This window comes from Streptomyces sp. CNP082 (assembly GCF_059570535.1).
In genome coordinates this window covers 14384-25981 of sequence record NZ_JCANSZ010000025.1, presented here as the reverse complement: position 1 = coordinate 25981, position 11598 = coordinate 14384, and the positions used below count along the sequence as shown (strand labels likewise).

At 71.5% G+C, this 11598-nt stretch carries 12 protein-coding genes; 5 read left to right on the top strand and 7 right to left on the bottom strand.

What is annotated here, in order from left to right; all coding sequences use genetic code 11:
- Window positions 1-180 precede the first annotated feature (180 nt).
- The 3 genes from hpt to B124_RS20225 form a co-directional block, all read right to left on the bottom strand.
- Window positions 181-720, bottom strand: coding sequence for a hypoxanthine phosphoribosyltransferase (gene hpt, locus B124_RS20235; protein ID WP_496504364.1), 540 nt, complete (start codon window positions 718-720; stop codon window positions 181-183).
- A 184-nt stretch (window positions 721-904) separates the two neighbouring features.
- A complete protein-coding gene (tilS, locus tag B124_RS20230; RefSeq protein WP_496504295.1) occupies window positions 905-2074 on the bottom strand; it encodes a tRNA lysidine(34) synthetase TilS in 1170 nt (389 codons plus the stop codon).
- Between the two features lie 205 nt (window positions 2075-2279).
- A complete protein-coding gene (locus B124_RS20225) occupies window positions 2280-3440 on the bottom strand; it encodes a zinc-dependent metalloprotease (RefSeq protein ID WP_496504294.1) in 1161 nt (386 codons plus the stop codon).
- A gap of 306 nt (window positions 3441-3746) precedes the next feature.
- Between B124_RS20225 and pstS the strand changes: the two genes are divergently transcribed.
- The 4 genes from pstS (at window position 3747) to pstB (ending at window position 7883) form a co-directional block, all read left to right on the top strand.
- Entirely contained in the window at window positions 3747-4880 is a 1134-nt protein-coding gene (gene pstS / locus B124_RS20220) for a phosphate ABC transporter substrate-binding protein PstS (RefSeq protein WP_496504293.1), read from the top strand.
- A 140-nt stretch (window positions 4881-5020) separates the two neighbouring features.
- Window positions 5021-6022 (top strand): phosphate ABC transporter permease subunit PstC, encoded by a 1002-nt coding sequence (pstC, locus tag B124_RS20215; protein ID WP_496504292.1) that lies wholly within the window; start codon window positions 5021-5023, stop codon window positions 6020-6022.
- Window positions 6019-7077, top strand: coding sequence for a phosphate ABC transporter permease PstA (pstA, locus tag B124_RS20210; protein WP_496504291.1), 1059 nt, complete (start codon window positions 6019-6021; stop codon window positions 7075-7077). The genes pstC and pstA overlap by 4 nt, the downstream gene beginning before the upstream one ends.
- Before the next feature lie 29 nt (window positions 7078-7106).
- A complete protein-coding gene (pstB, locus tag B124_RS20205) occupies window positions 7107-7883 on the top strand; it encodes a phosphate ABC transporter ATP-binding protein PstB (protein WP_496504290.1) in 777 nt (258 codons plus the stop codon).
- Window positions 7884-7959: 76 nt separating this feature from the next.
- Here pstB and B124_RS20200 read toward each other — a convergent pair whose 3' ends face one another.
- Both B124_RS20200 and B124_RS20195 read right to left on the bottom strand, forming a co-directional pair.
- On the bottom strand, window positions 7960-8958 hold the full coding sequence (locus B124_RS20200; protein ID WP_496504289.1) for an inorganic phosphate transporter: 999 nt from the start codon (window positions 8956-8958) through the stop codon (window positions 7960-7962).
- Between the two features lie 5 nt (window positions 8959-8963).
- Entirely contained in the window at window positions 8964-9584 is a 621-nt protein-coding gene (locus tag B124_RS20195) for a DUF47 domain-containing protein (RefSeq protein WP_101423001.1), read from the bottom strand.
- A 204-nt stretch (window positions 9585-9788) separates the two neighbouring features.
- Between B124_RS20195 and B124_RS20190 the strand changes: the two genes are divergently transcribed.
- Window positions 9789-10121, top strand: a complete 333-nt coding sequence (locus B124_RS20190) for a metal-sensitive transcriptional regulator (RefSeq protein WP_496504288.1) — start codon at window positions 9789-9791, stop codon at window positions 10119-10121.
- Window positions 10122-10314: 193 nt separating this feature from the next.
- Here B124_RS20190 and B124_RS20185 read toward each other — a convergent pair whose 3' ends face one another.
- The gene (locus B124_RS20185) at window positions 10315-10512 is read right to left on the bottom strand and encodes a hypothetical protein (protein ID WP_496504287.1); all 198 of its coding nucleotides are present in this window, start codon (window positions 10510-10512) and stop codon (window positions 10315-10317) included.
- Between the two features lie 165 nt (window positions 10513-10677).
- On the bottom strand, window positions 10678-11565 hold the full coding sequence (locus B124_RS20180; protein WP_496504286.1) for an SCO4651 family lipoprotein: 888 nt from the start codon (window positions 11563-11565) through the stop codon (window positions 10678-10680).
- Window positions 11566-11598 lie beyond the last annotated feature (33 nt).

Below are 11598 nucleotides of genomic sequence, written 5' to 3'. Positions count from 1 at the left end.
GTACCCCAGAATTGTCACCCGCCCCCGGCGGGGACGGCTAACAAACCGGCTTTCCCATGCTCCAACGGCGGGAAACGCCCCGGTGTTCCCCGGGCGGGACCTTGCCGGCCCGCGTCCGGCCACCTGGAGGCGGCGTCCGGCCTTCCCCCTCAGCCCGCGCACATGGGGCCGCAGGCTGTCTCAGCCACCGTACACGTGCGGTGCGAGGGTGCCGACGAAGGGCAGGTTCCGGTACTTCTCCGCGTAGTCGAGGCCGTAGCCGACGACGAACTCGTTGGGGATGTCGAAGCCCACCCAGTCCACGTCGATGGGCACCTTCGCCGCCTCCGGCTTGCGCAGCAGGGTGAAGACCCGCAGCGAGGCCGGATGCCGGGAGCCGAGGTTGGACAGCAGCCAGGAGAGGGTGAGGCCGGAGTCGATGATGTCCTCGACGATCATCACGTGCCGGTCCTGGATGTCGGTGTCGAGGTCCTTGAGGATCCGGACGACACCGGAGGACTGGGTGCCCGCGCCGTAGGAGGACACGGCCATCCAGTCCATGGTCACGGGCGTGGAGAGCGTGCGGGCGAGGTCCGCCATGACCATCACGGCGCCCTTGAGCACCCCGACGATCAGGAGGTCCTTGCCGGCGTACTCCGCGTCGATCTTCGCGGCCATTTCGGCGAGCTTCGCGTCGATCTCTTCCTTGGTGATGAGCACTTTCTCAAGGTCCGTGCCCATGTCCTTCACGTCCACCCGGGGTCACTCTCGTTCGTCCGACGACCACTGCCGAACGAACAGTCTGCCATCCGTTCTCCCGCCGGTCAGGAGCGCGTCGGACACGTTTTCCGCACGTCTGCCCGCCGGCCGGCGGCGGTACGGCCCCGCCGGCCGGGGCACCGGCGGGATCCGCGGCGTACGGGTCTCAGCCCCCCCGCCGGACGATCAGCCGGCCCTGTTCGCGGCGGGCGGACACCCGCCCGGGGAGGTTGAGGGCGCTCTGCCCGCGCCAGCCGGTGATGAGCTTGTCCATCTCCTCGATGTGCCGGCTGAAGAGCGAGCCGGCGGGGGAGCCGGCCGCGAGGGCGGCGCGGCGCAGGATGCGGCGGCGGACGGCGGGCGGCAGCGCGTGCAGGCCGCGGACGTCGAGGCCGCCGTCGGCGTCGCGCACGCCGCGCTCGGCGTCGGCGGCCCACTCGTCGAGGGCGTCGGCGTCGTCGCGGGAGAGCCGGGCGGTACGGGCCAGGGAGGCGACGACACCGCGGCCGAGGGCCTTCTCCAGCACGGGCAGCGCCTCGTGGCGGACGCGGGAGCGGGTGTAGGCGGGGTCGGCGTTGTGGGGGTCGTCCCAGACGGGCAGCGACTGGACCAGGCACGCCTTGCGGGCGACCTGGCGGTCGATCTGCAGGAACGGGCGGCGGTAGCGGCCACCGGGCCCGGAGGCGGCGGCCATGCCGGACAGGGAGCGCACCCCGGAGCCGCGAGCGAGCGCCAGCAGCACCGTCTCGGCCTGGTCGTCGCGGGTGTGGCCGAGGAGCACGGCGGCGGCGCCGAGGCGCTCTGCGGCCTCGTCCAGGGCCGCGTAGCGGGCGTCGCGGGCGGCGGCCTCGGGGCCGCCGCCGCGGCCGACGGCGACGCGCACGGACTCGACGGGGTCCAGACCGAGGGCGCGCAGCCGGCCGACGACCTCCTGCGCGCGCAGGTCGGAGCCGTTCTGGAGGCCGTGGTCGACGGTGATGCCGCCGGCGCGGGCGCCCTGGCGGGGGGCTTCGAAGGAGAGGGCGGAGGCCAGCGCCATGGAGTCGGCGCCGCCGGAGCAGGCGACGAGGACGAGCGGGGCGGCGGAAAGGATGGCAGGAGGGGCAGGAGGGGCGGGAGCGGAGGAGTCGGCGGGGGCGGCCGGGTGGGGGCCCGCGGGCCGGGTGCGTGACGCGGGTGCGGGGACCGCGGCCGTGGGGCCGGCGGGGGCCGCCGGAGACGCAGGGGAGGCCGCGGTGGTGGGGGGAACGTGCGCCGTCGCGTACTCGGTCAGCACGTCGTGCAGGACCTGGCGTACCGCCAGACGTATCGCGGCGACCGCTGGATGGGGACCCATGGCTTTCACTTCACTTTCGCTGGCGGCGGAAGAGCTTGTTCGGGCTCACCCCCGCGACCGTCACTGTAAGTATGCCGATGGTGACAGAGGAGAGCGGACAACCGAGCATTGCACGCAGGCAACGCCGGGTTCGCTCCCTCGGACGGGTGAAAGTCGAGCGAATGTCGCGCGAATACGCCGCCACGGGAACCGCCGGAAGCGGGCGTCAGTTCTCGGCGCGGCTGTGCACCCGCGCGATCCAGTCCGCCGGTTTGGCGATCTCCGACTTGGTGGGCAGGGTGTTCGGCGAGGTCCACACCCGGTTGAACCCGTCCATGCCGACCTGGTCGACGACGTGCCGGACGAAGCGCTCGCCGTCGCGGTACTGGCGGAGCTTGGCGTCCAGGCCCAGCAGCTTGCGCAGCGCCTGGTCCAGCCGGCCGGCGCCGGCCTGGCGGCGCTTGGTGAACTTCTCCCGGATCTCCGCGACCGACGGGACGACCTGCGGGCCGACGCCGTCCATCACGTAGTCGGCGTGCCCCTCCAGCAGGGACATCACCGCGGTCAGCCGGCCCAGGATCTCCCGCTGGGCGGGGGTCTGGACGACCTCGACGATGCTGCGCTCCTCGCCGCCCTCCTCCCGGCTGCCGCTGAGGCTCTGCAGCGCCTCGCGTACGCGGTCCAGCAGGGTGGCCGGGTCGATCTCGGTCTCGCCCAGGAACGACTGGATCTCGCCCTGCAGGTGGTCGCGGAGCCACGGCACGGCGGTGAACTGCGTGCGGTGGGTCTCCTCGTGGATGCAGACCCACAGCCGGAAGTCGTGCGGGGCGACCTCCAGCTCGCGCTCGACGTGGACGATGTTCGGCGCGATGAGCAGCAGCCGGCCCTGGCCCGCGCCGCCGCTGCCGGAGTCGGAGCCGGCCTGGGCGGCGGGGCCGCCGGGCAGCTCGCGGGTGGCGGGGGCGAAGGTCTCGTACTGCCCGAGGACGCGGGAGGCCAGGAACGACAGCAGCATCCCCAGCTCGACGCCGGTGACCTTGCCGCCCACGGCGCCCAGGACGGCCCCGCCGGGCAGGCCCGAGCGGCGCTTGTCCATCTTCTCCAGCAGCGGCGCGAGGACGGCGCGGAAGCCCGCGACGTTCGCCTTGATCCAGCCGGGCCGGTCGACCACGAGGATCGGGGTGTCGTGCCGGGGGTCGGCGCCCTCGGGATACATCCGGGAGAACTCGCGTACGTGCTCTTCGGCCGACCGGGCGTGCGCCCGCAGTTCGCCGACGATGGCGCGCGCCTCGTCCCGGCTCACTTCGGGCCCCGGCCGCACGAGCCGCGTCGCGGTCGCAACCGCGAGGTTCCAGTCGACCATCTCCGCACCACCGATGCTCGTCATCTCTTCACCGTACGTGCCCACGCGGCCGAGCGGGAGCGCACGGCTCCCGGAACCGGCTGCGGGAGGCCCCGTAGGGGACCTGGCAGGACCGGCGCGGAACGCGGCGCCGGGCGGGGCGGTGAGGCGGGCGCCCGAACGAGGGACGAGATTCACTTTTCGTTCACTTTCGATGGCGAATCGATTCACCTCTTCTGCCTAACTTCGGCAACGAAACGTGAATCAGGGCAGGCGAGACGGATGAGAACGCGCATACCTGAGGAAGAGGTCTCGCTCCAGTACCGCAAGAACCGCAAAGGACCCCCCACCGTGAACCTTTCCCGCACCACCCGGCTGCGCACCGCCGCCGCCGGTTCACTCGCCCTCGCCGGTGCCCTCGTCCTCGGTGCCTGCGGGTCGGACGACAACACCGGCGGCGGCGCCCAGGCCGGCGGCGGCGCGCAGGCCGCCGCCGGAGACGTGACGTGCGCCGGCTCCGGCGAGCTGCTGGCGTCGGGCTCCTCCGCGCAGAAGAACGCCGTGGACCAGTGGGTCAGCGACTTCCAGAGCTCCTGCCCGGACATCACCGTCAACTACAAGGCCACCGGCTCCGGCGCCGGCATCCAGGAGTTCCTGCAGGGCAAGACCGGCTTCGCCGGCTCCGACTCGGCGCTCAAGCCGGAGGAGGTGCAGGCGTCGAAGAAGGTCTGCAAGGACGGCGAGGCCATCAACATCCCGATGCTCGGCGGCCCCATCGCCGTCGGCTACCACGTCGAGGGCGTGGACGACCTCGTGCTCGACGCGGACGTCCTCGGCCAGATCTTCGCCGGCTCGATCACCACCTGGAACGACCCGGCCATCGCCGCTCTCAACCCCGATGCCGACCTGCCGGACACCACGATCCAGCCGGTGCACCGCTCGGACGAGTCCGGCACCACCGACAACTTCACCCAGTACCTGGCCGCCGCCGCGCAGGACGCCTGGCCGCACCAGCCCGGCAAGAAGTGGCCCGTACAGGGCGGCCAGGCCGCCGACGGCTCCTCCGGGGTCTCCTCGCAGGTCAAGCAGACCGACGGCGCCATCTCGTACTTCGAGCTGTCCTACGCCACGGCCAGCGGCATCGACACCGTCAAGCTCGACACCGGTGCCGACGAGCCCGTCGAGGCCACCAGCGAGAACGCCTCGAAGGCCATCGCCGCCGCCAAGGTCACCGGCACCGGCAAGGACCTGGCCATGAAGCTCGACTACACCACCGACGCCAAGGGCGCCTACCCCCTGACCCTCCTCACCTACGAGATCGCCTGCGACACGGGCAACAGCAAGGCGACCCTCGACAAGGTCAAGTCCTTCCTCGGCTACACCGCCAGCGAGGCCGGCCAGGCGAAGCTGAGCCAGCTCGGCTACGCCCCGCTGCCCGCCGAGATCGCCGGGAAGGTCCGTACGACCGTGGAGTCCCTCTCCTGACCCCCGGCCCGCGCCCCCGCGACCCCCGCGCCCACCCGCGCGGGGGCCGGGAGCGCCCGGGTCCCGTATCCGGTGCACCGCCGCCGGGACGACAGGCGCACACCCCCGCGCCGCCGCCCCACCCAGACCGGAGACCGCACGTGAGTACCGACACAGACATACGCACCCCGGCCCCGCCGCCCAAAGCGCCGCCCGGGCGGCACCGCCGCCGCAGGGCCTCCGCGCACCTCGGCGACCGCGTCTTCGCGGGCCTGTCGAAGGGCTCGGGGATCATCCTGCTCGTCGTCATGGCCGCGATCGCCGCGTTCCTGGCGTACCGCGCGTCCCTCGCCCTGGCCGACAACGAGGGCAACTTCCTCACCACCTTCGAGTGGGACGCCAACGCCCACCCGCCGGTCTTCGGCATCGCCGTGCTGGCCTTCGGCACGGTCGTCTCGTCGGTCGTCGCGATGGTCATCGCGGTGCCGGTGGCGGTGGGCATCGCGCTGTTCATCACCCACTACGCGCCACGCAGGCTGGCCGGCCTCCTCGCCTACGTCATCGACCTGCTGGCGGCCGTCCCGTCCATCGTCTACGGCCTGTGGGGCGCCCTGTTCCTGGTGCCGCACCTGGTCGGCCCGTACGAGTGGCTGGACGACGTCCTCGGCTGGACCGGCGTCTTCTCGTACGGCGGCGGCGCCCCGCGCTCCCTGATGACCGCCGGCATCCTGCTGGCGATCATGATCCTGCCGATCATCACCAACGTCAGCCGCGAGGTGTTCCGGCAGGCGCCGCAGACGCACCAGGAGGCGGCGCTGGCGCTCGGGGCCACGCGCTGGGAGGTCATCCGGATGTCGGTGCTGCCCTTCGGGCGCTCCGGCGTCATCTCGGCCTCGATGCTGGGCCTGGGGCGGGCGCTCGGCGAGACGATGGCGGTGGCCACGGTGCTGTCGCCGTCGGCGGTCCTGTCGGCGAAGATCCTGGACCCCGGGGGCGGGACGTTCGCACAGAACATCGCCTCGGCGTTCAAGGAGGCCGGTGAGTTCGGGCGGGACGCGCTGATCGCGTCCGGCCTGGTGCTGTTCGTCATCACGCTGCTGGTCAACGGCGCGGCCCGGCTGATCATCGCCAGGCGCCGGGAGTATTCGGGGGCCCGCGCATGAGGGCGCCCGTGGCCGAGCGTGCCGACACCTTCGCCATCCACCAGCCCCGCCTGCCCCGCTGGGCGCCCGCCGGCGTCGCCCTCGCCGCGGTGGCCGCGGCGGTGGCCGTCGGGCTGGGCGCGGGGCTGACCAGCCGGGTGCAGTGGGGGCTGATCGCCGCGCTGCTCTTCGTGGCCGGGCTGTACGCCGTCTCGGCCCGCGCGGAGGGTGTCCGCACGGCGAAGGACCGGCTGGCGACGTCGCTCGTGTGGGGCGCCTTCCTGCTGGCCGTCATCCCGCTGGCGTCGCTGGTCTGGGAGACCGTGCGGCAGGGCGTCAAGGTCCTCGACGGCTACTTCCTGACCCACTCCATGAACGGCGTCGTCGCCATCGCCCCCGGCGGCGGCATCTACCACGCCCTCCTCGGCACCATCGAGCAGGTCGCGCTGGCCACGGCCATCGCCACCCCGATCGGGCTGCTGACGGCCGTGTATCTCGTCGAGTACGGGCGCGGGCGGCTGGCGAAGGCGGTGACGTTCTTCGTGGACGTCATGACGGGCATCCCGTCGATCGTCGCCGGCCTGTTCGTCCTCAGCGTCTGGATCATGGGGCTGGGCTTCGGCTACTCCGGCCTCGCCGGCTCGTTCGCGCTGGCCATCCTGATGATGCCGGTCGTCGTGCGCTCCACCGAGGAGATGCTGAAGCTCGTCCCCGACGAGCTGCGCGAGGCGTCGTACGCCCTGGGCGTACCGAAGTGGAAGACGATCCTGAAGGTCGTCCTGCCCACCTCCATCGGCGGCATCACCACCGGCGTCATGCTCGCCGTCGCCCGCATCACCGGCGAGACGGCTCCCCTGCTGCTGCTCGTCTTCGGCAACCCCGCCATCAACGACAACCCCTTCGACGGCGCCCAGGCGTCCCTGCCGCTCTACATCTACGAGCAGTGGGCCAACGGCAACGACGCCTCCTACGACCGCGCCTGGGCCGCCGCCCTGGTGCTCATCGTCTTCGTCATGCTCCTCAACCTGATCGCCCGCCTCATCGCCCGTTTCCACGCCCCGAAGACCGGCCGCTGACGGCCACGTACGAGAGAGATCCCAGAACCATGGCCAAGCGCATCGACATCGGCGACCTGAGCGCCTACTACGGCGACTTCAAGGCGATCGACGGCATCTCGATGTCCATCGAGCCGAAGTCCGTCACCGCCTTCATCGGCCCGTCCGGCTGCGGCAAGTCCACCTTCCTGCGCACCATCAACCGCATGCACGAGGTCACCCCGGGCGCGCGCGTCGAGGGCGAGGTCCGCCTCGACGGCGACGACCTGTACGGGCCGGGCGTCGACCCGGTCGGGGTGCGCCGGGTGGTGGGCATGGTCTTCCAGCGGCCGAACCCGTTCCCGACGATGAGCGTGTACGACAACGTGGCCGCCGGGCTCCGGCTCAACGGCTCGTACAAGAAGCGCGCGCTGGACGAGATCGTGGAGAAGTCGCTGCGGGGCGCGAACCTGTGGAACGAGGTCAAGGACCGCCTCAACCGGCCGGGTTCCGGCCTCTCGGGCGGCCAGCAGCAGCGGCTGTGCATCGCCCGCGCCATCGCCGTCGAGCCGCAGGTGCTCCTCATGGACGAGCCCTGCTCGGCCCTCGACCCCATCTCCACCCTCGCCATCGAGGACCTGATGGCCGACCTGAAGGAGCGGTTCACGATCGTGATCGTGACGCACAACATGCAGCAGGCGGCGCGGGTTTCGGACCGCACCGCGTTCTTCAACCTGTCGGCGGTCGGGGAGCCGGGGCGGCTGGTGGAGGTCGGCGACACCGACAAGATCTTCTCCAACCCCGAGGTGAAGGCCACCGAGGACTACATCTCGGGCCGCTTCGGCTGAGGGCTCGCGGCGGAGGGCTCAGGGCTCAGGCAGCGGGCTCAGGAGAGGGCTCAGGCGCAGGAGAAACGCTTCAGCACTATTCGAAGGCGAGGTACGCGAGCCAGTACGCCGCCGCCGCCACCCCCGCCGCGGCCGGCATCGTGACGAACCACCCCATCACGATGTTCTTCGCCACCCCCCACCGCACGGCCTTGACCCGCTTCGTCGCGCCCACGCCCATGATCGCCGAAGTGATCACGTGCGTCGTCGAGATCGGCGCGTGGAACATGAACGACGCCGAGTACATGATCCCCGCCGCCGTCGTCTCGGCCGCGAACCCCTGCGGCGGCTGCAGGTCGATGATCCGCCGCCCCAGCGTCCGCATGATGCGCCAGCCGCCCGCGTACGTACCGAGCGACAGCATCGTCGCGGACAGCACCTTCACCCACCACGGGATGGCGTCGCCCTCGTCCTCCACATCCGCGATGACCAGCGCCATCACCACGATGCCCATCGTCTTCTGCGCGTCCTGGAGCCCGTGCCCCAGCGCCATCGCCGCCGCCGAGACGGTCTGCGCCATCCGGAAGCCGCGCTGCGCGCGGCGCGGGGTGGAGCGCCGGAACAGCCACAGGATCGCGCACATCACCAGGTAGCCGACGCACAGCCCGATGACCGGCGAGACGAACATCGGGATGACGACCTTCTCCAGCACCCCGGACCAGTACACCGTGGACGACGCCGCCAGCGCCGCGCCGACCATGCCGCCGAAGAGCGCGTGCGAGGACGACGACGGCAGCCCGAAATACCACGTGATCATGTTCCACGTGATCGCCCCGACCAGGGCGGCGAACAGGATCCACATCCCGTGCGAGCCGCGCGGGGTCTCGATCAGCCCTTCGCTCACCGTCTTGGCGACGCCGCTGCCGAGGAAGGCGCCGGCGAAGTTCATCACCGCGGCCATCAGCAGCGCGGCGCGCGGCGTCAGGGCGCGGGTGGAGACGGAGGTCGCGATCGCGTTGGCGGAGTCGTGGAACCCGTTGGTGTACGTGAAGAAGAGCGCAACCCCGATCGTGACGACGAGCGCAAAGGTGTCCACCGGGCTCAGGACTCCTTGACCGCGATCGTTTCCACGGTGTTCGCGACCTTCTCGAAGGCGTCGGCGGCCTCTTCCAGGACATCGACGATCTGCTTGAGCTTGAGCACCTCGATGGCGTCGTACTTGCCGTTGAAGAGGTGCGCGAGGAGCTTGCGGTGGATCTGGTCGGCCTGGTTCTCCAGCCGGTTGACCTCGATCCAGAACTCCGGCAGGTGGTTGAGCGTACGGAGGTTGGGCATCGCTTCCGCCGTCAGCTCCGCGGCCCGCGCGAGCACCTCGATCTGCTGCTCCACGCCCCGCGGCAGCTCCTCGATCTGGTAGAGGACGACGAGGTCGACGGCTTCCTCCATGAAGTCCATGATGTCGTCGAGGGAGCTGGCCAGCCGGTAGATGTCCTCGCGGTCGAAGGGCGTGATGAACGAGGCGTTGAGCTGGTGGAGGATGGCGTGGGTGGCGTCGTCGCCGGCGTGTTCCGCGGCACGCATCCGCTCGGCGATCTCGGCCCGGGCGGAGGAATCCGCCCCGAGCAGTTCCATCAGGAGCTTCGAGCCCGTCACGATGTTGTCCGCCGAGGCGGCGAACATATCGTAGAAGCTCGTCTCCCTGGGGGTCAGACGAAATCGCACGTGATGATCCTCAGTGCTGCGAATATCGGCGAATAGTTCGTGATGATGCTAGGCGAGCCACACCTGCGGAGCGAACCGGCTCTGCGGAGCAGCCGCAGGACAGAATGCCACGAACGCGGTACCATATACCCCTGGAGGGTATGGTAGCCCCGGTTCGCCTACGGTGGTACGCGGACCGGGGGAAGGGAACGGAAGGACGGGCACGTGAGCGACACCACAGCAACGACGACCGCCGTCGAGACGGCGCCGGACGGCCCGCACGGGTACAGCAAGGACAAGGAGGCCCACCTCAAACGCCTCCGCCGGATCGAGGGCCAGGTCCGCGGTCTGCAGCGGATGGTCGAAGAGGACGTCTACTGCATCGACATACTCACGCAGGTCTCCGCGGGCACGAAGGCGCTGCAGTCCTTCGCGCTGCAACTGCTGGAGGAGCACCTGCGGCACTGCGTCGCCGACGCCGCCGCCCGGGGCGGCGACGAGGTCGACGCGAAGGTCGAGGAGGCCACCGCCGCGATCGCCCGGATGCTGCGCGCGTAACGCCGGGCGGGGAGCCGCTGCCGCGCGCCCTGCCACCGCGCGCGGCGCCCGCGGCCCGCGCCGCCGCGTGCCTTTCCGTTCCGTGCCTCTGCTCTGCTGCGCGCCTTCGCCTCGCTCGGCGCCCTCACGCTACGGCGCCTTCGTACCTCAGCGCCCTCGCACTTCATCGCTCTCGTACTCCAGCGCTCTCGCGCTACGACGTGATCTCCTGCCGGCCGCGCCTGCGGTCCCGCTCGGAGCCGCGCCGCGCGGCGTCCACCCTCAGCACTTCGTCGATGCGGTCATCGCTCAGGCGCTCTTCCGGTGCGCTCGTCGCCGCGATGATCAATTCACCGCACAGCTCGATTTCGGCGAGAGCCACATGGTCCTGGACAGTCGACCCCCGACCCACGTGCAATCACCCCCATTTCCCCATGCACACCCGCCGGCAGCCGGGCTCCCGCTCAGCGTAGGTAGGGCGGCGCAGTCTGCGCATGACACGTCTGGACCATTTACGGCCCCGGCCTTCCCGGGCGAATCCCGACGCCCCCGCGCAAACGAGCGGAATCAACTCCCCTCAGGAAGCGGGCTGTTGGCCGCTCTGGCGAACCGTTCCGGCATAGATGTCGCGATCCGCGGGCAGCTTCACGCCGGCCGGGGCCCCGAAGTCGTAGGTTTCGACGGTCGACGCCACCCGCACCGGTGAGGCGCCGGACAGCTCGAACTCGTGCCGCACCCGGCGCGGCCGGCCGGCCTCGTCCAGATAGGCGTCGAAGGGCACCGCGGTCTGGACGAACCCGCCGGCCGCGGCGGCCAGCGCCCCGCGCGCGTACGGGGACGCCGCGCGGGCGGCACGGCTGAGGTCGGCGGTGCCCTCGTAGTGCCGTACGACGCTGTCGCCGACCCGCTCCTCGCCCACGTACCGCACCTCGCGGGCGCCGCGCAGCAGCTCGGCGGCGGTCAGCGGGTCGGTGGCGCCGTTGGTGACGAGGTTCCCGTCGGACAGCCGGGTCGTGTCGAGGCGCAGCCACTTGTCGGCGGGGACGCCGGCGCCGCGGTTCTTCATGTACAGCTCGCCGCCCGCGTACAGCTCCGTGATCGGCTCCCCCTCCGCCTGCGGCAGCACCACGCGCAGCATGCCGCGCCGCGCCGCGTAGTCGAAGGCGCCGTCGCCGCTGACGGTGACCCGGGTGCCGCCGCTGGTCATCTCCATCGCCGTACGCGCCCGGGAGCTGCCCGCGCCGGCCAGGGCGTCGGCGGCGTGCCGCACGGCGCTGAGCGGGTCGCCGCCCGGGTGCTCGTCGGCCACGGCGCCGCGCTCCGAGCAGCCGGCGGTGGCGGTCAGGGCCGCCGCGGCGAGGGCGCCGAGGAGCGCGAGCGCCGCCGCGGACCGGGCCGCGGGGGCGGCGCCGGGGCGTGCGGGCGTGGTGCCGGTACGTACGGTCCGCCGCTGCTCAGCCGCCATCTCTCGCTACCCCCGGCCGGTGTTTCCTCGGTT